Consider the following 22,227-nt stretch of genomic DNA (forward strand, 5'->3'; position numbering starts at 1 on the left):
GTTGCGCTCGGCCCCGATCTGCCGCCGTTCTACACCTCGGACGATACGCTGGCGCATGAGCTGGCGCGCTGCGCGGCGGCCGAAAACGATCCGTTGTGGCGCATGCCGCTGTGGGCGCCGTATGATAGCTGGCTCGACTCCAAGGTCGCCAACATCAACAACGCGCCGTCCGGCGGCTTTGCCGGCTCGATTACCTGCGCATTGTTCCTGCAGCGCTTCGTCGAGAACGCGAAGAGCTGGCTGCACGTCGACATCTACGGCTGGACGCCGAAGTCGAAGCCTGCGCGTCCGGAAGGCGGCGAATGCCAGGCCGCCCGCGCCATCTTCGCGCTGCTGAGCGAGCGCTATGGCTGATCTGAACAACGAAACAAGGAACGATCCGAGGCTGACGCCGGCGCGGCCGGACCTCGCGGCGAAGTCTCTCGAAGGCCAGGTCAGCGCCACGCGTTTCGTCGAAGGTGAGAGCTTCGAGATCGCCGAGCCGATCGTCCCGATGCGGCGGTCGCCCGAGCCCGACGCGCCGCTAGAAACCCAGGCTCTGATGGGTGAGCGCGTCACGATCTATGATCGCGACAGTGAAGGCTGGGCGTGGGGACAACTCGCCGCCGACGGCTATGTCGGCTGGCTGCCCGACGCGATGTTGCGAAGACCCGGCCTCGAGCCGAGTCATGTGGTCACGGCCTTGCGCAGCTTCGCCTTCGCCGGCCCCTCCATCAAGCTTCCGCCGGTCGCCACATTGCCGCTCGGCGCACGGCTGGCGGTGATCCGCGAAGACGGCTCGCTCGCTGTGACGTGGAGCGGCTGGTACGTGCCGCGCCAGCATCTCGGCCCACTCGATCAGGTGGCCTCCGATTACGTCGCCGTGGCCGAGCGCTTCATCGGCACGCCCTATCTCTGGGGCGGCCGGACCAGCCTCGGTATCGACTGCTCCGGCCTGGTCCAGACTGCGCTCGCCGCCTGCGGCATCAAGGCGCCGCGCGACAGCGACATGCAGGAGGCGGCGCTGGGACAATCTGTTTCGCTGGAGGAGCAAACGCATCTGCAGCGCGGCGATCTGCTGTTCTGGAGAGGCCACGTCGCGATCGCTCGGGATCGCGATAGCATCGTACATGCCAACGCGTATCACTTGGCGACCGCGATCGAGCCGATGCAGGACGCAATGGCGCGGATCGCGGCGAGCGGCAGTCCGCTGACCGCGATCAAGCGGCTCGGTTGAACAGCTCCTGCAGGCGGCCGCGATTGAGCGCCAACCATTGGAGCGCGCTGTAGAGCAGCGCATTGGCAATGCGGCCATCGCCGAGCGCGGCCAGCGCCTCGTCGATCGACACGACGAAGGGCTGCGTATCTTCGTCCTCATCGGCGACGCCGCCGCGCTCCGACACCGTGCTGGAATCCAGGAAGCCGGCGAAGAAGGTGATCTGCTCGTCGGTGAAGCCCGGCGTCGGCAGCACGCTGTACAGCTCGGCGAGCCGCTCCGGCGCGACGCCGATCTCCTCGATGCATTCGCGGCGCGCCGCAGTGGTCGCGGCCTCGCCTTCCTCGACCCGGCCGGCGACGACCTCGACCATATCGCCGCGCCCCGCCGCGAAATGTGCCGGCAGCCTGAACTGCCGGATCAGGACGATCTCGTCGCGCGCCAGATCGATCGGCACCACCGCCGCGACGCGTCCGGCGCGCACCACGTCGCGCCGCTGCAACAGCGGCGGCTCACCCTCGCGACGGAGCGACACTTCGTAGCGCTCGTAGCTCATGAAGCCGCGCCCCAGAATTTCCGGCGCGGAAACGGTGACGTCGGCCTCGCGATCTGCGAGCTGAGAGGTCACGGCGATTTCGGTCATCGAACACCTATTGCGAAGCGGCACTATCTGGGGCCGTCTCGAGCCGGAACGCGGCGGCAAACAGCGCACGCGTATAGTCCGTCTTCGGTGACTTGAACAGCTCCGCCGCCGGCCCCTCTTCGACAACCTTGCCTTGTTTCATGACGATCAGATGACTCGCGAGAGACGCCACCACCCGCAGGTCGTGCGAGATGAACATGTAGGTAAGATCGCGCTTGCGCTGCAGTTCGCGCAGCAGGTCGACCATCTGCGCCTGAAACAGCATGTCGAGTGCCGATGTCGGCTCGTCGAGCACGACGAAATTCGGCTCCAGCACGACCGCGCGGGCGATACTGATGCGCTGACGCTGACCGCCAGAGAATTCGTGTGGATACCGGAAACGGGTCGTAGGATCGAGGCCGACATCCTTCAACACCTTGATCACGCGCGCCTCGCGCTCGTCCTCCGAGAGCTGCGGCTGGTGCACCTGCAGCCCCTCGGCGACGATATCTCCGACCGACATGCGCGGGCTGAGCGCGCCGAACGGATCCTGAAACACGATCTGCATGTCGCGGCGATACGGCAGCATCTCCTTGAATTTCAGGCCCTGGATGTTGGTGCTGAGAAACACGATCGGCCCTTCGGACGCGATCAGCCGCAGCAGCGCCAGACCCAGCGTGGTCTTGCCCGAGCCGGACTCGCCGACCACACCGAGCGTCTCACCCTTGCGCACCGCCAGCGTGACGCTGTCGACCGCCTTGATATGCCCCACGGTCTTGCGCAATAGGCCGCGCTTGATCGGAAACCACACCTTCAGATCGTCCGCCGCGATGACCACCGGCGCCTCCGGACAGGGCGGCGCCGGATCCGGCTTCGGCTCGGCTGCCAGCAGCGCCTGAGTGTAGGCATGCTGCGGCTTGGTGAAGACCTGTTCGACAGGTCCCTGCTCGACAATCTTGCCGTTGTGCATCACGCAGACCACGTCGGCGATACGCCGCACGATGCCGAGGTCGTGGGTGATGAACAGCATGCTCATGCCGAGCCGCGACCGGATGTCGGCCAGCAACGCCAGGATCTGAGCCTGCACCGTCACGTCCAGCGCGGTCGTCGGCTCGTCGGCGATCAAGAGATCGGGCTCGTTGGCGAGCGCCATCGCGATCATCACGCGCTGGCGCTGACCGCCGGACAACTGATGCGGATAGCTGCCGAGCCGCGTCTTCGGCTCGGGAATGCCGACCTGTGTCAGCAACTCGACGATCCGCGCCCTCCCCTTGGCGCCGCGCGGACCGCCGTGCAGCTGAAGTATCTCGCCGAGCTGCTGTTCGATCGTGTGCAGCGGGTTGAGCGAGGTCATCGGCTCCTGAAAGATGATCGAGATCTCGTTGCCGCGCAGCTCGCGGATGTCGTTCTCCGACATCCCGAGAAGCTCGCGCCGCTTGAAGCGGATCTTGCCGGTCGGATGCGACGCCGTCGGATACGGCAGCAGCTTCAAGATCGACAACGCACTGACCGACTTGCCGGAACCGGACTCGCCGACCAGCGCGACACACTCGCCGCGCTTGATCTGATACGAGATCCGATCGACCGCGGTGGTCGTGCCGCTCTGCTGATGAAATGCGACAGAGAGGTCGTCGACCGAGAGCAAGGGCTGATTGAGGGCGTCCATCTCGCTCACCTGAACGTCTTGCGCGGGTCGAAGGCGTCGCGGACGGCTTCGCCGATGAAGATCAGCAGCGACAGCATTATCGCCACCGCGAAGAAGCCTGTGAAGCCGAGCCAAGGCGCCTGAACGTTGGCCTTGCCCTGCGCCAGAAGCTCGCCGAGCGACGGCGAGCCGGGCGGCAGGCCGAAGCCGAGGAAGTCCAGCGCCGTCAGCGTCATTACCGAGGACGAAACGATGAACGGCAGGAACGTCATGGTCGCCACCATGGCGTTCGGCAGCAGATGCCGCACCATGATCTTGGCATTGGAGACGCCCAGTGCACGCGCTGCGGTGATGTACTCGAAGTTGCGGCCGCGCAAAAACTCGGCGCGGACCAGCCCGACCAGTGACACCCAACTGAACAGCAGCAGGATGCCGAGCAGCACGAAGAAGCCGGGCACCAGCACCGATGACAAAATCAGCAGCAGATACAGCGACGGGATCGCGGTCCAGACTTCGATGAAGCGCTGAAAGCCGAGGTCGACCCAGCCGCCGAAGTAACCTGGCCCGCCGCCGGCGGCGATGCCGATGATCGACGACACGATGGTGAGGCTAAGGCCGAACAGCACCGAGATGCGGAGGCCGTAGATCAGCCGCGCGACGACGTCGCGGCCCTGATCGTCGGTCCCGAGCCAGTTGTATTCGAGGTCGCGGCAGCCGCGCACGCCCTTCTTCTCGACCACCGTCTTGCATTCCGCCTCGGTCAGCATCCAGGTCGGCTTCGACGGCGCCGGCGTCGGCAGATCGAGATTGTGGGTGCCGTAGGAATAGCGGATCGGCGCCCAGATGATGGTGCCGCCCTTGTCGGCGATCAGCTTTTGCAGGAACGGATCGCGATAGTCGGCCGCGGTTTCGAAGTCGCCGCCGAACGTCGTCTCCGAATAGGTCACCACCGCGGGGAAATAGAAGTGACCGTCGTATCGGATCAGCAGCGGGCGATCGTTGGCGATGAATTCGGCGAACAGCGACACGCCGAACAGCACCAGGAAGATCCAGAACGACCAGTAGCCGCGGCGGTTGGCCTTGAAATTCTGCCAGCGCCTTCGGTTCAGCGGCGACATCGACAGCCGGTGCCGGGTCGGCGGCACGGCTTCGCCGAGCGTCGCCTGGGTGCTTTCGACCGGTTCGCGTGCGATCAGGGTCATCAGACTTCCCGCGCCTCGAAGTCGATCCGCGGATCGATCCACATATAGGTCAGATCGGACAACAGGTTCACCACCAGTCCGACCAGCGAGAAGATGAACAGCGTGCCGAACACCACCGGATAATCACGGTTGAGCACGCTTTCGAAGCCGAGCAGGCCGAGGCCGTCGAGCGAGAAGATGGTTTCGATCAGCAGCGAGCCGGAAAAGAACGCATGGATGAAGGCGCCGGGGAAGCCGGCGATCACGATCAGCATCGCGTTGCGGAAGATGTGGCCGTACAGCACCTGGGTTTCGCTGCAGCCCTTGGCGCGCGCTGTCATGACGTATTGCTTGCGGATCTCGTCGAGGAACGAGTTCTTGGTCAGCAGCGTCATGGTGGCGAACGCGCCGAGCACCATCGAGGTGAGCGGCAGCGCCAGATGCCAGAAATAGTCGATGATCTTCCAGTACCAGGGAAACTGGCTCCAGCCGTCGGATGTCAGACCGCGCAACGGGAACCAGGAGAAGAACGAGCCGCCGGCGAACAGGATGATCAGCAGGATCGCGAACAGAAATCCGGGGATCGCGAAGCCGACGATGATGATTGCCGACGTCCAGGTGTCGAACTTGGAGCCGTCCTTCACCGCCTTGCGGATGCCGAGCGGGATCGAAATCAGATAGGTCAGCAGCGTCATCCAGATGCCGAGCGACATCGAGACCGGCAGCTTTTCCTTGATCAGCTGCAGCACGCTGACGTCGCGGAAGTAACTCTTGCCGAAATCGAACCGCGCGAAATTCCACAGCATAATGGCGAAGCGCTCGGGCGCCGGCTTGTCGAAGCCGAACTGCTTCTCCAGGCTCTTGACGAACTCCGGATCGAGCCCCTGCGCGCCGCGATATTTCGAATTCACCGCATCCGACGAGGCGCCGGCCTGCGGCCGACTGCCAAAATCACCGCCCGACGAGCCAGACACCCGCGAGGCCGCGCCGGTGTCGGCGCCGGAGAGCTGCGCGATCACGCGTTCAACCGGGCCGCCGGGCGCGAACTGCACCACCACGAAGGAGACGAACAGAATGCCGAGCAGCGTCGGCACCATCAGCAGAATGCGGCGGAGGATATAGGACGCCATCTACTTCGCCTCGCCCTTCGGATCGCTGCGCTCGGCGGCGGGGTTGCTCTTTGCCCACCACAGGTCGGGCGCATTGACGCCGGTGTATTTCGGCAGATTTGCCGGATGCTCGAACACGTCCCAATAGGCCAGCCGGTGCGTCGACGAGTACCATTGCGGCACCCAATAGCGGCCGACGCGGATCAGCCGGTCGAGCGCCCGCGCCGCGACCACCAGCTTGGCGCGGGTGTCGGCGGCGATCACCTGATTGATCATCGCATCGATCGCCGGATCGGCGATGCCGGCGAGATTGTTCGACCCCTTGGTGGCGGCCGACTGCGACGAGAAGAAGTTGCGCAGCGCATCGCCCGGTACGGTCGAGAAACTATAGCGCTCGATCACCATGTCGAAATCGAAATCGTCCCGCCGCGCCCGTGCCTGCACCGGATCGACCAGCCGCACCGTGGCCTCGATGCCGAGCGTGCCGAGGTTCTTGACGAACGGCATATGGTGGGCCTGGAACGCCGGCTCATCGAGCAGGAATTCAACGTGGAAAGGCTCCCCGCTCGGCGTGAGCCGCTTGCGATCCTTGATGACGAAGCCGGCTTCGGTCAGGAGCTGACCGCCACGGCGCAGCAGCGCGCGGTCCTGGCCCGAGCCATCGGACGCCGGCGGCATGAACGGCGCGCCGAACACTTCGTCCGGCACCTTGCCGCGGAACGGCTCGAGCAGCACCAGTTCTTCCGGTGATGGCGGCCCGACCGCCATCATGTCGGAGTTCTGGAACGGCGACACCGTACGCGCATAGGTGCCGTACATGATGGTCTTGTTGGTCCATTCGAAATCGAACGCGCAGCCGATCGCCTCGCGCACGCGCGGATCCTTGAACTTGTCGCGCCGGGTGTTGATGAACCAGCCCTGCGCACCGGACGGCGTTTCGTCGGGCACCTGCTCGCGCTTGACGCGGCCATCGCGGATCGCCGGGAAGTCGTAGCGGGTATGCCAGATCCGCGAGGTGAATTCCTCACGATACAGGTACGAGCGACCGGAGAAGCCTTCGAAGGCGACGTCGCGGTCGCGATAGAACTCGTAGCGCACGGTATCGAAATTATTGGCGCCGACATTGACCGGAAGCTTCTCGCCCCACCAGCCCTTGACGCGCTCGAACGAGATGAAGCGGCCGGACTCCAGCGGTCCGACCTTGTAGGGCCCGCTGCCGAGCGGCACTTCCATCGTCGACTCGTCGAACGGATGCTTGGCGTAGTACGCCTCGGAGAAGATCGGCAGTGCGGCAACGAACAGCGGCACATCGCGGCCGCGCTTCGGCGCGAATGTCACCACCAGCGTCGCGTCGTCGGTGGCGTCCGCCTTGATGAAGTCGCGCATCTGCTGCGTGATGATCGGATGGCCCTTGGCCTTCAGGATATTCAGCGAGAAAGCGGCGTCCTTGGCGGTCAGCTTACTGCCGTCGTGAAACCGCGCCTCCGGACGCATCGTGAACCGATAGGTCAGACCGTCGGCAGAGATCGCCACGGACGACGCCGCAAAGCCGTACATCGCATCGGGCTCGTCGCCGGCACGTGCCATCAGCGACGCGAAGGTCAGGCCCATGCCCTGTGCGCCGTCGCCTTTGAGGATAAAGGCGTTGAGCGAATTGAAGGTCTGGAACGACTGATTGAAAGCGCGGACCGATGGGATGGTCGAGAACACCCCGCCCTTCGGCGCACTCGGATTGACGTAGTCGAAATGTTTGAAGTCGGCCGGGTACTTGAGGTCGCCGAACGCCGACACGCCGTGGGCGATACTCTCGCCTTCTGCAGCGGTGGCGGGGGTGAACTGCGTCGCCGCCAATGCGCCGACGCCGAGGACGAGAACGTCGCGACGGTTGAGCTGCGCCATGCCCGGGCGGCTCCTCAAGAGCGCCGACCGATCTTGGCGGCCTTGTCGGCGTCGTACCACCACAGCGCCGGCAGGCCCGAGCGCGCATATTTCGGCAGTTCGGCGCGGCCGAAGCGGTCCCAGCGGGCGTAGCGCATGAAGCCGTAGGTGAACTGCGGCACCACGTAGAAATTCCACAGCAGCACACGGTCCAGCGCGCGCGTCGCTGCCACCAGAGTGGCGCGGTCCTTGGCGTAGATCACCTTGTCGATCAGCGCGTCGACTGCCGGGTTCTTGATGCCGATAGTGTTGCGCGAGCCTTGCTGATCGGCCGCCTGCGAACCCCAATAGTCGCGCTGTTCGTTGCCGGGCGACAGCGACTGCCCCCACAGGTCGGTGATGATGTCGAAGTCGAACGCACGAATACGATTCTGGTACTGCGCATCGTCGACCACGCGGATCGACACGGTGACTCCGAGACGCTCCAGCGACGGCTTGTAGAACAGCGTGATCCGCTCCGATGACGGATCCTGCACCAGCATCTCGACCGTCACCGGCTTGCCGGACGGATCGACCAGCTTGCGATCCTTGATATCGAAGCCGGCCTCCTTCACCAGCCGCATCGCCTCGCGCAGATTGCCACGCACCGCCTCGGGATTGCCACCGACCGGGTTGGTATAGGCCTGCGTGAACAGCTCGGCCGGCACCTTGTCCCGCACCGTCTCCAGGATCGCGAGTTCGTCGCCCTGCGGCAGGCCGCTGGAGGCGAGCTCGGTGCCCTCGAAGTAACTGGCGATCCGCTTGTACTGGCCGTAGAACAGCTGCTTGTTCATCTCCTCGAAGTCGAACGCGTAGTTGAAGGCGCGCCGCACCCGGGGATCCTTGAACATCTCGCGGCGAAGATTGAGCACGAAGCCCTGCATCCGCCCGGAATCATTGATCGGGAATTCCTCCTTCACCACGCGCTTATCGGCGACGGCGGGGAAGTCGTAGGCTGTGGCCCACTGCTTGGCGGAATTCTCCATGATCCAGTCGGCCTGGTCGGCCTTGAAGGCCTCGAGCGCGACGGTGTTGTCCCGGAAGAATTCGAAGCGCAGTTCGTCGAAATTGTTCTGACCGATGCGTACCGGCAGCTTCTCGCCCCAGTAATCCTTCACCCGCTCCAGCACGATCGAGCGGCCGGCGACGAACTCCTTGATCCGATACGGCGCCGAACCGAGCGGCGGCTCCAGCGTGGTGGCCGACACGTCACGCTTGCGGCCCTGGGCGTCGGTCCCCTCCCACCAATGCTTCGGAAGGACCAGCAGTTCGCCCACGATCGTGGGCAGCTCGCGGTTACCGGGTCCGTCGAAGGTAAATCGGATGTCGCGGTCGCCGCTCTTCTCGGCCTTGACGACGTGTCGATAATAAGAAGCGTAACGAGGACTGAACTTCTTCAGGGTGTCGAACGAGTACACCACGTCATCGGCTGTCACAGGTTTGCCATCGTGCCAGCGGGCGTCGGCGCGCAGGCGATACACCACCCAGGAGAAGTCGTCCGGATGCGCGGCCGACTCGGCCAGCAGACCATATTCGGTGCCGACCTCGTCCTGCGACTGGGTCATCAGCGTTTCGTACAGATAGCCCACAGCCGGCGCGATGTTTCCCTTCACGCCCGCGACCGTGAGGTTGAAATTGTCGAAGGTGCCGAGCGAAATCTGCCGCGCCACGCCGCCCTTCGGTGCATCCGGATTGACGTAATCGAACCGCTTGAAGTCGGCCGGGTATTTGACCTCGCCAAACAGCGACAGCCCATGCCGCCAGGTCAGCTGGTCCGCCGCCCCCTCTGCCGCGGCAGGCACGCTCGCCAGCAAGCCGGAGCCGAGGCCGAAAACCGGAGTGGCGGCTGCCGCTGCGCCGGCCTGCAGAAGATGTCGTCGGGTCAAAGTCACGGTCTGGAATTCCTGTTGAGGTCGGACTGGCACGATCGAACTGATGTCAGAGCTGATCTCAGCACATGATCTCAGGATTTGGTTCTTAAGATTTGGACATCAAGGCTTGCACTCAAGCCGCAATATAAGGCGAGGATTCGGCCGATTATGCCGGATTTCCCAAAGGATGACACCCCGCCGCCCCGGCCGTTGCGGCGAAACGTCCCGATCAGACCGGCGTGATCGCGCAAACGAAAACGGCCGGGGGAAACCCGGCCGCTCGACGCCATCAGTGATGTGGAAGTCAGACCCGAGTGGGACCGTTATTTGGCGGCGGTCGGAATTGCCTCGGGCTTGTCCGAATTCTTGTTGAGATAGGCGATCAGGTCGGCGCGTTCCTTGTCATTCGGAATGCCGGCGAAGCCCATCGCGGTGCCCGGGATGTAACCCTTCGGATTGGCGAGGAACTTGTTGAGTTCGTCGAACGTCCATTCGCCACCCTTGGCCTTCATGGCCGCCGAGAAGTTGAAGCCGCGGCCCTCGCCCCGCTTCTCGCCAACGATACCATAGAGGTTCGGGCCGACGCGGTTCGGGCCGTCCTTCTCGAAGGTGTGGCAGGCGGCGCACTTCTTGGCAGCGCCCATCCCCTTCTCGACCGACGCGGTCTGCAGCAGCGTCTCGATCGGCTCGGCAGCGGCGGCCGCCGGAGCGTCCTTGCCCGGCGCCGGCTCAGCTTCCTTCACCGCAATGGCGTAACCCTGCTTCTCGATCTTGTCGGGAGTGAAGATGGCCTTGGCGGCGAAGTTCGACAGCAGCAACACCAGACAGGTGGCCAGGACCGCGCCGACAATCTTGTTGAGTTCGAATGAATCCATGGTTCGCTCGCGCTCCCGTCAGACCAAGTCTGATTTGTTTTTCGTTGGCAGTCGCAACTGATCTTTACTTGATGAGATATCGGTTTGCCCCTGCTCTGGCAACCCGTATAAGACCTGTCACCTGCGACCTTCCACCAGCCTGATACCGTCCCGGTAGCCGCCTTGGCCGGCCGGTTTTTGCCATGAGGCGGGACCCGCGCCCGCGAACCAGATGACCTCTCCCCGCACGCTCGTCCTGATCCCTGCACGCATGGCCGCGACCCGGCTACCCGGCAAGCCGTTGCTTGATATCGCCGGCAAGCCGATGATCGTCCAAGTGCTGCAGCGCGCAATAACGGCAGGCATCGGCCGCGTCGCTGTGGCGACTGATACGCCGGCGATCGCCGACGCGGTCCGGGCGCATGGCGGCGAGGTTGTGATGACACGAGCCGATCATCCGTCGGGCTCCGATCGCATTTACGAGGCGCTCCAGATTCTGGATCCGGAGCATGCTATCGAGACAGTGATCAATCTGCAGGGCGACTTCCCGACCATCAAACCGGAGCAGATCGGCGCGGTCTTGCCGCCGCTGTCCGACCCGGCCGTCGATATCGCCACGCTATCCGCCGAGATTCACACCGAGGAAGAAGCCACCAATCCCAACGTGGTGAAGGTGATCGGCTCACCGATCGGGCCGGACCGGCTGCGCGCGCTGTATTTCACCCGAGCGACCGCGCCGTACGGCGAAGGTCCGCGCTATCACCACATCGGCCTCTACGCCTATCGCCGGGAAGCGCTGGAGCGCTTCGTCGCGCTCCCGCCCTCGCCGCTCGAGCAGCGCGAGAAGCTGGAACAGCTCCGCGCGCTCGAGGCCGGGATGCGGATCGATGTCGGGATCGTCGACAGCGTGCCGCGCGGCGTCGACACCCCGGCCGATCTGGAGACCGCGCGGCGCGTGCTCGGCGGCTGAGGTGCGGCTCCCCCGCGATCCCTCTGGCGGAAAATGCTGCGGCTGCTAGAACGCCGGCCAGAAACCAGGACTGTCATGACCAAGACCTTGAAAATCGCCTTCCAGGGCGAACCCGGCGCGAATTCGCATATCGCGATCAGCGACGCTTATCCCACCGCCGAGGTGATGCCCTGCGCCACCTTCGAGGACGCGCTGGCAGCCATCAGCTCGGGCGAAGCCGATCTGGGCATGATCCCGATCGAGAACTCGGTGGCGGGCCGCGTCGCCGACATTCATCATCTGCTGCCGCAGTCGGGCCTGTTCATCGTCGGCGAATGGTTTCTGCCGATCCGGCATCAGCTCGTCGCTGTGCCCGGCGCCAAGCTCGAGGACATCAAGACCGTCGAGAGCCACGTCCACGCGCTCGGCCAATGCCGCCGCATCATCCGCAAGTTCGGGCTGAAACCGATTGTTGCCGGCGACACCGCGGGTTCGGCCCGTATCATCGCCGAGCGCGGCGACAAGAGCAGCGCGGCGATCTCGTCGCGGCTGGCGGCGCAAATCTACGGCCTCGACATTCTGGCCGAGGACATCGAGGACGAGGCGCACAACACCACGCGCTTCGTAGTGCTGGCGCGCGAGCCGCGCTGGGCTGCGCAGGGTTCGGGGCATCTCGTGACGACGTTCGTTTTCCGCGTCCGCAACCTGCCGGCCGCGCTGTACAAGGCGCTCGGCGGCTTCGCGACCAACAGCGTCAACATGACCAAGCTGGAAAGCTACATGGTGGACGGCAATTTCTTCGCCACGCAGTTCTACGCCGACGTCGATGGTCATCCCGAAGACCGCAACCTGGCGTTCGCGCTGGAAGAGTTGAAGTTCTTCTCGCGCGAATTCCGGATCGTCGGCGTCTATCCGGGGCATCCGTTCCGGGCGACGTTTACGGAGCGGTAAGCCCCTTCGGCGAGAAAGAACTTACCCCGTCATTGCGAGCGCAGCGAAGCAATCCACAAGCCCAGTTCACCGAGCTGGATTGCTTCGTCGCTTCGCTCCTCGCAATGACGAACGGTCTTGCTTGAACTAACTACGCCGCCGCCTGCTGCTGCTTGAAGGCTTCCGCGAGCAGCGTGTAGCTGCGCTTCCGCGCTTCGTGATCGTAGATCGCGGTAATCACCATCAGTTCGTCGGCCTGGCTGGCTTTGATCAGCGGCTGAAGCAGCTTCACGACCGTCGATGGACTGCCGACGAACAATCGCGAGCGGTTGCGCGCGATCGAGGCACGGTCGGCGTCTGTCAGCGGAATCGCCTGCGCCTCCTCCACGCTCGGCAGCGGCACGTAGCGACCGCGGTCGCGGAGCAGCCGGCTGACGTCCATCGACAGCGCCAGCCGCTCGGCTTCCGCGTCGGTCTCGCCGACAACCACCGCGACGGCGAGGATGCCGTGCGGAGCGCTGCGCCAGCGCGTCGGCTGGAAGCGCGCGCGATAATGCGTCAGGGCTTCGACCGCTTCGTAAGACGCGAAGTGATGCGCGAAGGCGAAACCCATGCCGACCTGCGCGGCAAGCTCTGAACTGTAATCGCTGGAGCCGAGCAGCCAGATCGGCGGCAGCGACACGTCGTTCGGCATCGCCATGACGTTGTTGTAGGGATGGCCGGCCGGGAAGCCGCGCGTCTCCCACAGCGTCAGTTCCTGCAGGCGCTCCAGGAAGTCGTCGCCCTCGCGGACGTCGAGCCGGCGGCGCAGCGCGTGCATCGTGGCCTGATCGGTGCCCGGAGCTCGGCCGATACCGAGATCGATCCGCCCCGGGAACAGCGCTTCAAGCATCCGGAACCGCTCGGCAACCATCAGCGGCGCGTGGTTGGGCAGCATCACGCCCCCCGAGCCGACGCGGATGCGTTCGGTCACCGCCGCAATCTGCCCAATCATGATCTCGGGAGCCGGGCTCGCCACTGACGGCAGATTGTGGTGCTCGGCGAGCCAATAGCGCTCGTAGCCAAGCCGGTCCGCGTGGCGGGCCAGATCGATGGAATTGCGCAAGGCTGCCGCGGGCGGCGTGCCGGAGGTGACGACCGAAAGGTCGAGAATGGAGAGCGGTAACATCCCGTTAAACTAGGGTGCGGCCGAAGCACACGCAAAGGTATTGGGCTAAGAAATTCGCTGTAGGGAGAAACCGCAGACTCAAGTGGGCAGCGGCCGGCCAAACTCAGGGCCGAAGCTTGCGCGGAATGGCCAGCAATCGACGAAAATTCGGTCTTGGCTCCGATTCAAGCTGCAGCCTCGGCTGACCGAGCCTCTCTTCTGCCCACTCTTAATTCAGGTCGGCGCGTTACCGGCTCAATTTTGATCAAGTTGGGCAATTTCCCATGCATAAAACGCGGAAAGTGGGCTGTCCTCGTCCCCGGGTTTAGCCTAAGTTTATAGAGCTATCGCAGTGCCGCATGAATGCTGGGCCGGCGATGGGCCGGATCGTTGCACCATTAGAGCCGAGCCGAAAGCCGACTGACCCGACCGCCATTCTGGATGATGTGACATGACTGATCTGCTGCCGCACCTTCCGGCGATCTCCTTCGAGTTCTTCCCGCCGAAGACCGACGAGATGGAGCGCAACCTGTGGCAGGCCATCAGCCGGCTCGCGCCGCTGGCGCCGCGCTTTGTTTCGGTCACGTACGGCGCCGGCGGTTCGACGCGGGAGCGCACACACTCTACGATCGCCCGGATCCTGAAAGAGACCAGCCTGACGCCGGCGGCGCACCTCACCTGCGTCGATGCGCCGTGCGCCGATGTCGACGATGTCGTCGAGCGCTATTACGAGATCGGCGTCCGCCACATCGTTGCTTTGCGCGGAGATCCGACGAGCGGTCTCGGCGGCGCCTACGCGCCGCATCCGCAGGGCTACCGCAGTTCGGCCGATCTGGTCGCTGCGATCAAGCGGCGGCACCCGGACATCGACGTCACGGTCTCGGCGTATCCAGAGAAGCATCCCGAGAGCACGGGCTTCGATGCCGATCTGGACATGCTGCAGGCCAAGGTGGACGCCGGCGCGACCCGCGCCATCACCCAGTTCTTCTTCGATAACGATCTGTACTTCCGCTATCTTGATCGCGTCCGCGCGCGTGGCATCAACATCCCGATCGTGCCGGGCATTCTGCCGGTGCAGAATTTCAAGCAGGCCGCCGGCTTCGCGACCCGCGCCGGGGCCAGCGTGCCGGACTGGCTGGCCAAGCAGTTCGAAGGCCTCGACGACGATCCCGACACCCGCAAGCTGGTGGCCGCAACCGTCGCGGCCGGTCAGGTGCACAAGCTCGCCAAGCATGGCGTCGACACCTTCCATTTCTACACGATGAACCGCGCGGACCTGGTGTTCGCGATCAGCCACCTGCTCGGCCTCAGGCCGCAGGTCGCCGCCCAGAAAGCCGCGTAAACCGACATGACCAAGCCGATCTCCCCGAAGCGGGCCGAACTCACCGCGCTGGCGCACGAACGCATCCTGGTGCTCGACGGTGCGATGGGCACGATGATCCAGGCTCGCCAGTTCGACGAAGCCGCATTCCGCGGCGAGCGCTTCAAGGATTTTCACCGCGATCTGCGCGGCAACAACGATCTGCTGATCCTCACCCAGCCTCAGGCGATCGAGGACATTCACGCCGCTTACTTGCGCGCCGGCGCCGACATCGTCGCGACCAACACCTTCTCTTCGACCTCGATCGCACAGGCCGATTACGACCTCTCCGACATCGCCTATGAGATGAGCCGCGAAGGCGCCCGCCTCGCCCGCAATGCCGCGACCCGCGTCCAGGCCGAAGACGGCAAGCCGCGCTTCGTCGCCGGTGCGATCGGCCCGACCAACCGCACCGCCTCGATCTCGCCCGACGTCGCCAATCCCGGCTATCGCGCGGTGACGTTCGACGATCTGCGCATCGCCTATAGCGAACAGATCAACGGCCTGCTCGACGGCGGCGCCGACCTGCTGCTGGTCGAGACCATCTTCGACACGCTCAACGCCAAGGCAGCGCTCTACGCGATCGCCGAGATCACCGAAGCTCGCGGGATCGACGTGCCGGTGATGATCTCGGGCACCATCACCGACAAATCCGGCCGCCTGCTCTCCGGCCAGATGCCCGAGGCATTTTGGAATTCGGTGCGCCACGCCAAGCCACTGACCATCGGCTTCAATTGCGCGCTCGGCGCCAAGGATCTGCGTGCGCATATCGCCGATATCAGCCGCATCGCCGACACGCTGGTCTGCGCCTATCCCAACGCCGGACTGCCCAACGAATTCGGCCAATACGACGAGAGCCCGGAGTACATGGCGTCGCTCGTCGGCGAATTCGCCGAAGCCGGTCTCGTCAACATTGTCGGCGGCTGCTGCGGCACCACGCCGGCACATATCAAGGCGATCGCCGATGCGGTGGCGCCGCATAAGCCGCGGGTGATCCCGGCGATTGAGCCGCGGCTACGGCTGAGCGGGCTCGAGCCGTTCGATCTCACCAAGGACATTCCTTTCGTCAATGTCGGCGAGCGCACCAATGTCACCGGCTCGGCGAAGTTCCGCAAGCTGATCACCGCCGGCGACTACGCCGCCGCGCTTCAGGTGGCGCGCGATCAGGTCGAGAACGGCGCGCAGATCATCGACGTCAACATGGACGAAGGGCTTCTGGATTCCGAAGCCGCGATGGTCACCTTCCTCAATCTCGTCGCCGCCGAGCCAGACATCGCCAAGGTGCCGGTGATGGTGGACTCCTCGAAGTTCGCCGTCATCGAGGCCGGGCTGAAGTGCCTGCAGGGCAAGCCGGTGGTGAACTCGATCTCGCTGAAGGAAGGCGAGGACAAGTTCATCCACGAGGCCAACATCGCGCGCCGCCATGGCGCCGCTGTCGTGGTGATGGCGTTCGACGAAACCGGTCAGGCGGATACTTACGCGCGAAAGACCGAAATTTGTAAGCGCGCCTACGACATCTTGGTCGAGCGCGTCGGCTTCCCGCCCGAAGACATCATCTTCGATCCGAACATCTTTGCGATCGCCACCGGGCTCGAGGAACACAACAATTACGGCGTCGATTTCATCGAGGCGACGCGCTGGATCCGCCAGAACCTGCCCCACGCCCACGTCTCCGGCGGCGTTTCCAATCTGTCGTTCTCGTTCCGCGGCAACGAGCCGGTGCGCGAGGCGATGCATTCGGTGTTCTTGTATCACGCCATCAAGGCCGGCATGGACATGGGCATTGTCAATGCGGGCCAGATGATCGTCTATGACGACATCGATCCCGAGCTGCGCCAGGTATGCGAGGACGTCATCCTCAACCGCGATTCCGGCGCATCAGAACGGCTGCTGGCGCTCGCCGAGAAGTATCGCGGCCAAGGCAAGGTCGCGAAGGAACAAGACCTCGCGTGGCGCTCGTGGCCGGTCGAGCAGCGGCTCAGCCACGCGCTGGTGCACGGCATCACCGAATATATCGAAACCGACACCGAAGAGGCGCGCGCCAAGGCGGAACGTCCGCTGCACGTGATCGAAGGCCCGCTGATGGCCGGCATGAACGTGGTCGGCGACCTGTTCGGCGACGGCAAGATGTTTCTGCCGCAGGTGGTGAAGTCGGCCCGCGTGATGAAGCAGGCGGTCGCCTATCTGATGCCGTTCATGGAGGCCGAGAAAGCCGCCAACCTCGCGGCCGGCAAGGAAACCGGGGAGCGCGCCACCGCCGGCAAGATCGTGCTCGCCACCGTCAAGGGCGACGTCCACGACATCGGCAAGAACATCGTCGGCATCGTGCTCCAGTGCAACAACTTCGAGGTGATCGACCTCGGCGTGATGGTGCCGGCCGCGAAGATCATCGAGACGGCAAAGGCCGAGAATGCCGACATCGTCGGTCTGTCCGGCCTGATCACGCCATCGCTCGACGAGATGAGCTTCCTCGCCGGTGAGTTGCAGCGCAGCGGCATGAATGTGCCGCTCTTGATCGGCGGCGCCACCACCAGCCGCGTCCACACCGCGGTGAAGATCGACCCGGCCTACCCGGCCGGCAGCGTGGTGCACGTCAACGACGCCAGCCGCGCGGTTGGCGTCGCCTCGTCGCTGCTGTCGCGCGAGCGCGGCCCGAGCTACGCGGCCGAGATCCGCGCCGACTATGCCAAGATCACCGCCGCGCATCACCGCGCGCAGGCTGACAAGAAGAGGCTGTCGCTGGCCGATGCTCGCGCCAACGCCGTGAAGATCGACTGGGCTGCGCACACGCCGGCGAAGCCGTCGTTCCTCGGCGTGCGCCGTTTCGCCAACTATCCACTCGCCGAGCTGGTCGACTACATCGACTGGACGCCGTTCTTCCAGAGCTGGGAGCTCGCCGGCCGCTTCCCCGCCATCCTCGATGACGCCAAGGTCGGCGAAGCGGCGCGCTCGCTCTATGCCGACGCGCGCAAGATGCTGGACCGCATCGTCGCCGAGAACTGGTTCACCGTGAAAGCCGCGATCGGGTTCTGGCCAGTCAACGCGGTCGGCGACGACATTATCATCTATGCGGACGACGAGCGCGACGCCTCGATCGGCGCGCTGCACACGCTGCGCCAGCAACTGGAGAAGCGCGAAGGCCGGGCCAATGCGGCGCTCGCCGATTTCATCGCACCGCGCGGCGTTCCGGACTATATCGGCGGCTTCGTCGTCACCGCCGGCATCGGCGAGGACGTCGTGGCCGACAAGTTCAAGAACGCCGGCGACGACTACTCCTCGATCCTGGTCAAGGCGCTGGCCGATCGCCTCGCCGAGGCCTTCGCGGAGCGGATGCACGCCCGCGTCCGCCGCGAATTCTGGGGCTACGCATCGGACGAAACGCTGTCGGCCGAGGACCTGATCCTGGAGAAGTATCAAGGCATCCGTCCGGCCCCCGGCTATCCGGCGCAGCCCGACCACACCGAGAAGGCGACGCTGTTCCGGCTGCTCGACGCCGAGGTCAATGCCGGCGTGACGCTGACCGAGAGCTACGCGATGTGGCCGGGCTCGTCGGTGTCCGGCCTGTATTTCAGCCACCCCGACAGCTATTACTTCGGCGTCGGCAAGATCGAGCGCGATCAGGTCGAGGACTATGCCCGGCGCAAGGGCTGGGCGGCGGCCGAGGCCGAGCGCTGGCTCGCTCCGGTGCTGAACTACATCCCCGAGCGCGCGCCGGATGCGCCGCGCCGCGAGGAACCGATGCCGCCGCTGGCGCCGATCACCGACGCTGTGCTCAGCGCAGAGGAGGTCAGCGACCTGCCGGCGCATCCGCCGGGCTGCAATTGCGCGGTTCACCTGGCCTGGCGCAAGAAAGCGGTCGGGGCGAAGTAAGCCCCGCTGCGCCTGCGAAGGCCATTAACCACACTTGCGATCGAGAAAGGCTGCTCCCTGCTACGGAACGATGCCTGTTGGGGCACGTTGGCGCGTCAGGAAACTAGGGAGCCTCGTCTCATGATCAAGTCACTCACCGCCGGTCTTTGTGTCGTCGCCTTCACTGGTTCGCTGGCCTTTGCTCAGCCGAGCCAGAGCCAGGGCGGCGGAAACGCCGGCACCGGCGGCACCTCCGACACCACGATGCAGAACGGAACCATGGGCTCCGGCACGACCGGCGCCGGTTCGGCGACGTCCGGCAGCATGGCCAAGCCGGGCGACGCCAAGCACAACAACGGCATGAAGAAGAACAGCGGCACCGGCGCGGCCGGTGGCAGCATGTCGAAGTAATCACTCCCACGACTAACTGCACGCCGCGTTCCGATCGGGAGCGCGGCGTTTTGTTTGGCTGGTTCCGCGTCAGGCGGCCCGCACCGTGGCGAGGAAGCTACTGACCTGCTGCTTCAGCATGGTGCTGTCGCGGGACAGCGACTGCGCCGCAGAGAGCACCTGACCGGACGCGGAGCCGGTCTCGGTCGCACCGCGCTGCACCTCGACGATATTCTCCGACACCTCCTGAGTGCCGATCGCCGCCTGCTGAATGTTGCGCGAGATCTCCTGCGTCGCCGCGCCCTGCTCTTCCACAGCCGACGCGATGGTCGAGGCGATCTCCGACATCTTGGAGATGGTGCCGCCGATCTGCCGGATCGCGGTGACCGACTGGTCGGTCGCAGCCTGAATGCCGCTGATCTGCGCGCTGATCTCGCCGGTCGCTTTCGCCGTCTGCTCCGCCAGCGCCTTGACCTCGGCCGCCACCACCGCGAAGCCTCGCCCCGCTTCGCCGGCGCGCGCCGCCTCGATCGTGGCGTTGAGCGCCAGCAGGTTGGTCTGGCCGGCGATCTGGTTGATCAGTTCGACCACATCGCCGATCCGTGCCGCCGCAGCCGACAGTTCGCTGACCTGGGCGTTGGTGCTCTGCGCCTGCGACACCGCCTCGTCAGCGATCCGCGCCGACTCCTGCACCTGCCGGCTGATCTCGTTGACCGACGACGCCATCTCTTCGGTCGCCGAGGCCACCGAAGACACGTTGGTCGAGGCTTCTTCGGAGGCCGCAGCGACCGCGGTCGTGACTTGCTGGGTGCGCTCGGCCGTCGCGGTCAGCGTGGTCGCCGACGCCTCGAGTTCGGTCGAGGCCGACGACACCGTCTGCACGATCTCGCCGACCGCCCCTTCGAACTGATTGGCGATCTGGATCATTTCCTGCTTGCGGAGCGCGGCCAGCCGGCGATCCTCCGCAGCCTTGGCCTCGGCTTCCGCCCGCGCTTTCTCCTCGGCCTTGACCTTGAACAGTTCGACCGCCTGCGCCATGTCGCCGACCTCGTCGCCGCGCCCAAGCCCGGGCAGCACGATGTGGAAATTCCCGTTCGCGAGTTCGCGCATCCCGGCGCAGAGCCCGACCACCGGCCTCGCGATGGCGCGCCCGATCAGCCAGGCCAGCACCACGCCCAGCACCAATGCGCCGGCCGCCAGCATCGCCACCAGCCGCTCGGTCGACACGATCAGTTCGGCCGTCTCGTGCTCGATCTGCTTTTCTTCGGCGATGCCGGACGCCTTGATGGCCTCGGCATCGGTGGTGATGGCCTGCGCCAGCTTGGTCATCTCGCCATTGCTAAGCAGCTCGATGTCGTGGGCGTTGCGGGCCGCCTGGTGATAGGCGTCGGCATAGGCGTCGACATTGGCGCTGACGTCGGCAAACACCTTGCGGACATCGTCATTCACGATCGACGCCGAGAGCGCCGCCATCGCCGCCTTCAACGCCGCGAGCGCTCGTTCGGCGCCGTCGGCGGCGCTCTGTTCGTGGCGGCCGAGCAGCTTGTTGACGTTGAGGCGAACCAGCAGCAACTGTTTCAACGCCTCGCCGACCAGCGCCGTGGTGTTGGAGCTGCCGGAGCGCGCGCCCGACAGCGTCTGCATCTCCTCGATCTCGGCGCGCGATTTCAGGCCGAGCGGATCGAGCGTCTGATGGATCAGCTTGTCCTGGGTCTGCCGCAGCATGATCAGCTTGTCGAACTGATTGCCGTATAGCTTGAAGGCCTCGCCGAGCTCGACGAACTTCTTGTGGCGCTCGGGATTCCTGGTCTCGGCCACCGCCTGGCCGATCATGTCGATCAGCACCGGCTGGCGCCGCTTGGCCTCTTGCATCGGCTCGGTATCACCAGTCAGCGCGTATTCACGCACCAGCCGCCGATAGCCGACGAAGCCGCGCTCGACCTCGCGTGCCAGCCCGACGACCGCCACCCGCTGATTGAACGTGTCGAAGCCGGCTTTGACGTTGTTGAGGCCGCGATACGACACCGCCGCCAGCACAGCGGTCAGCGCCAGGATCAGGGCGAAGCCGATCATGATCTTGGTGTTGATCCGTCGGTTGTTGAACACGCCGAACAGGCTGTTGGACGCGTTGGGCTTGGACGACATCTGTGTTCCTTTGCGATCCGGAAACGGCAGCTCGATGGTGATCAGGACGCGTCGATCAGGAAGCGTCGGTTGCGGCGCTGGAGCGGGCCGGACATTGTCCGGGAACAGCGCGGCGAAGCGCTGGATCTGCGCCGGTCCGCGAAGCTCGCGCACATCTCCGCGCAACAGGCACAGGCTGCAAATCCTTTGAAAACCGACCGCCGATCAAACAACCTACCGCCCTCGATTCAGCCCCGCTTGCGAGCGCTGAGCTCGCTCCACAATCAAATAATCTCTAGTTGCGCCGGCCGTTTCCGCTCAACGCGTAGAACTACGAAGGACGGCGCCGCGCTGCCGGCATCGTTAAGCAGCTCCCCGAACAACATCGGCGAATCCGCGCCGACGATTTCATCGACGTTAATCCGCAACCGCTGCGCCGCAGCTTCCGCCGACTCACGGCACCGATGCCATGTCGGCTATTTGTCTGCATGTCCGACTAATAATGCGTTAGTTCCACCCGGGATTGGACCGCGCCAAAGCCGCATCGCGATGACGCGGAACGCCAAATAGCTAGCTCAGGGATACTACGTAGAACTACTTGCTGATCGGCAATTCGGGGCACAGATGATCCCCACATCGACCGATGTCACGACGACCGGCGCTACTGATATAGCTCACTGCTCTGGATCTTGATCGCCCTCGACCGGTGCTAAGCTGTCGTTGCCCGGCTTGACCCGGCAATCCATCCTTTCGCGACATGCCTCGCATCACATCGTCGATGAGCTTCAACTGTCAAACAGCCACGCCTTCGCATTCCCGCGGCGCATCGCGCCCGAGGTTTGCTGCATTCCTGTCGCCCTCCCTTGGAAGAGGGCGCGCGGAACGCCGGGTGCCCGATGCACCCGCGGCCTCGTGTGCGTAAGTAAAAAGCACACGAGTTAGCAACCACGGTCACACCGGAGAACATCCGGCGTTCCGCGCGCGATGGTGTTAACGGCGTATCTCGTGCTCTCCCCGGCGCCCGACACGGTTTTTGGTCGCCGTCGCGTCCGACTGTTCGCGTGCGCTTCGGTGGAAGCGGAAC

General features: G+C 64.7%; 15 protein-coding genes and 1 pseudogene. 7 read left to right on the forward strand and 9 right to left on the reverse strand.

Translation table 11 applies throughout. The features are described from left to right. Both ACOJTD_RS02530 and ACOJTD_RS02535 read left to right on the forward strand, forming a co-directional pair. Nucleotides 1–354 (forward strand): annotated as a pseudogene (locus ACOJTD_RS02530) (leucyl aminopeptidase family protein); the annotation flags it as partial. Beyond that, a complete protein-coding gene (locus ACOJTD_RS02535) occupies nt 347–1,216 on the forward strand; it encodes an NlpC/P60 family protein (RefSeq protein ID WP_420131369.1) in 870 nt (289 codons plus the stop codon). The pseudogene ACOJTD_RS02530 and the gene ACOJTD_RS02535, both read left to right, overlap by 8 nt. Here ACOJTD_RS02535 and ACOJTD_RS02540 read toward each other — a convergent pair. From ACOJTD_RS02540 to ACOJTD_RS02570, 7 genes are all read right to left on the reverse strand, one after another. Then, complete coding sequence (locus ACOJTD_RS02540) at nt 1,200–1,838, reverse strand: NUDIX domain-containing protein (RefSeq protein ID WP_420131370.1); 639 nt, start codon at nt 1,836–1,838, stop codon at nt 1,200–1,202. The genes ACOJTD_RS02535 and ACOJTD_RS02540 overlap by 17 nt on opposite strands. Before the next feature lie 7 nt (nt 1,839–1,845). Next, the gene (locus tag ACOJTD_RS02545; RefSeq protein WP_420131371.1) at nt 1,846–3,483 is read right to left on the reverse strand and encodes an ABC transporter ATP-binding protein; all 1,638 of its coding nucleotides are present in this window, start codon (nt 3,481–3,483) and stop codon (nt 1,846–1,848) included. A 5-nt stretch (nt 3,484–3,488) separates the two neighbouring features. Next, nucleotides 3,489–4,664, reverse strand: a complete 1,176-nt coding sequence (locus ACOJTD_RS02550; protein WP_420131372.1) for an ABC transporter permease — start codon at nt 4,662–4,664, stop codon at nt 3,489–3,491. After that, entirely contained in the window at nt 4,664–5,773 is a 1,110-nt protein-coding gene (locus ACOJTD_RS02555) for a microcin C ABC transporter permease YejB (protein ID WP_420131373.1), read from the reverse strand. The genes ACOJTD_RS02550 and ACOJTD_RS02555 overlap by 1 nt, the downstream gene beginning before the upstream one ends. Further along, on the reverse strand, nt 5,774–7,651 hold the full coding sequence (locus ACOJTD_RS02560) for an extracellular solute-binding protein (RefSeq protein WP_420131374.1): 1,878 nt from the start codon (nt 7,649–7,651) through the stop codon (nt 5,774–5,776). It abuts the gene before it with no gap. Between the two features lie 14 nt (nt 7,652–7,665). Further along, nucleotides 7,666–9,561 carry an extracellular solute-binding protein gene (locus ACOJTD_RS02565; protein ID WP_420131375.1) on the reverse strand — a complete coding sequence of 632 codons (1,896 nt, stop codon included), beginning with the start codon at nt 9,559–9,561 and terminating at the stop codon, nt 7,666–7,668. 302 nt (nt 9,562–9,863) lie between these two features. Next, a complete protein-coding gene (locus ACOJTD_RS02570) occupies nt 9,864–10,415 on the reverse strand; it encodes a c-type cytochrome (protein ID WP_420131376.1) in 552 nt (183 codons plus the stop codon). 211 nt (nt 10,416–10,626) lie between these two features. Here ACOJTD_RS02570 and ACOJTD_RS02575 point away from each other — a divergent pair, with 211 nt between their 5' ends. Further along, nucleotides 10,627–11,364 carry a 3-deoxy-manno-octulosonate cytidylyltransferase gene (locus ACOJTD_RS02575; protein WP_420131377.1) on the forward strand — a complete coding sequence of 246 codons (738 nt, stop codon included), beginning with the start codon at nt 10,627–10,629 and terminating at the stop codon, nt 11,362–11,364. A gap of 75 nt (nt 11,365–11,439) precedes the next feature. Next, a complete protein-coding gene (locus ACOJTD_RS02580; protein WP_420131378.1) occupies nt 11,440–12,294 on the forward strand; it encodes a prephenate dehydratase in 855 nt (284 codons plus the stop codon). A gap of 130 nt (nt 12,295–12,424) precedes the next feature. On the opposite strand, the gene ACOJTD_RS02585 is transcribed toward ACOJTD_RS02580, so the two are convergent. Beyond that, entirely contained in the window at nt 12,425–13,441 is a 1,017-nt protein-coding gene (locus ACOJTD_RS02585) for an LLM class flavin-dependent oxidoreductase (protein WP_420131379.1), read from the reverse strand. 430 nt (nt 13,442–13,871) lie between these two features. On the opposite strand from ACOJTD_RS02585, the gene metF reads away from it, so the two are divergent. From metF to ACOJTD_RS02600, 3 genes are all read left to right on the forward strand, one after another. After that, entirely contained in the window at nt 13,872–14,762 is an 891-nt protein-coding gene (metF, locus tag ACOJTD_RS02590) for a methylenetetrahydrofolate reductase [NAD(P)H] (protein WP_420131380.1), read from the forward strand. A 6-nt stretch (nt 14,763–14,768) separates the two neighbouring features. Beyond that, a complete protein-coding gene (metH, locus tag ACOJTD_RS02595; RefSeq protein ID WP_420131381.1) occupies nt 14,769–18,650 on the forward strand; it encodes a methionine synthase in 3,882 nt (1,293 codons plus the stop codon). A 120-nt stretch (nt 18,651–18,770) separates the two neighbouring features. After that, nucleotides 18,771–19,040 carry a hypothetical protein gene (locus ACOJTD_RS02600; protein ID WP_420131382.1) on the forward strand — a complete coding sequence of 90 codons (270 nt, stop codon included), beginning with the start codon at nt 18,771–18,773 and terminating at the stop codon, nt 19,038–19,040. Between the two features lie 69 nt (nt 19,041–19,109). Here ACOJTD_RS02600 and ACOJTD_RS02605 read toward each other — a convergent pair whose 3' ends face one another. Further along, nucleotides 19,110–21,164, reverse strand: coding sequence for a HAMP domain-containing methyl-accepting chemotaxis protein (locus tag ACOJTD_RS02605; protein WP_420131383.1), 2,055 nt, complete (start codon nt 21,162–21,164; stop codon nt 19,110–19,112). Nucleotides 21,165–22,227 lie beyond the last annotated feature (1,063 nt).

The sequence above is a fragment of the Rhodopseudomonas sp. genome (assembly GCF_048594845.1).
In the GTDB taxonomy this organism is placed as follows: Bacteria; Pseudomonadota; Alphaproteobacteria; order Rhizobiales; family Xanthobacteraceae; genus Rhodopseudomonas.

Coding starts and splice junctions, on each gene's coding strand:
- ACOJTD_RS02545 (WP_420131371.1), bottom strand. CDS start 3,483: ATGGACGCCCTCAATCAGCCCTTGCTCTCGGTCGACGACCTCTCTGTC.
- ACOJTD_RS02585 (WP_420131379.1), bottom strand. CDS start 13,441: ATGTTACCGCTCTCCATTCTCGACCTTTCGGTCGTCACCTCCGGCACG.
- ACOJTD_RS02580 (WP_420131378.1), top strand. CDS start 11,440: ATGACCAAGACCTTGAAAATCGCCTTCCAGGGCGAACCCGGCGCGAAT.
- ACOJTD_RS02560 (WP_420131374.1), bottom strand. CDS start 7,651: ATGGCGCAGCTCAACCGTCGCGACGTTCTCGTCCTCGGCGTCGGCGCA.
- metF (WP_420131380.1), top strand. CDS start 13,872: ATGACTGATCTGCTGCCGCACCTTCCGGCGATCTCCTTCGAGTTCTTC.
- ACOJTD_RS02550 (WP_420131372.1), bottom strand. CDS start 4,664: ATGACCCTGATCGCACGCGAACCGGTCGAAAGCACCCAGGCGACGCTC.
- ACOJTD_RS02600 (WP_420131382.1), top strand. CDS start 18,771: ATGATCAAGTCACTCACCGCCGGTCTTTGTGTCGTCGCCTTCACTGGT.
- ACOJTD_RS02540 (WP_420131370.1), bottom strand. CDS start 1,838: ATGACCGAAATCGCCGTGACCTCTCAGCTCGCAGATCGCGAGGCCGAC.
- ACOJTD_RS02605 (WP_420131383.1), bottom strand. CDS start 21,164: ATGTCGTCCAAGCCCAACGCGTCCAACAGCCTGTTCGGCGTGTTCAAC.
- ACOJTD_RS02555 (WP_420131373.1), bottom strand. CDS start 5,773: ATGGCGTCCTATATCCTCCGCCGCATTCTGCTGATGGTGCCGACGCTG.
- ACOJTD_RS02535 (WP_420131369.1), top strand. CDS start 347: ATGGCTGATCTGAACAACGAAACAAGGAACGATCCGAGGCTGACGCCG.
- metH (WP_420131381.1), top strand. CDS start 14,769: ATGACCAAGCCGATCTCCCCGAAGCGGGCCGAACTCACCGCGCTGGCG.
- ACOJTD_RS02575 (WP_420131377.1), top strand. CDS start 10,627: ATGACCTCTCCCCGCACGCTCGTCCTGATCCCTGCACGCATGGCCGCG.
- ACOJTD_RS02570 (WP_420131376.1), bottom strand. CDS start 10,415: ATGGATTCATTCGAACTCAACAAGATTGTCGGCGCGGTCCTGGCCACC.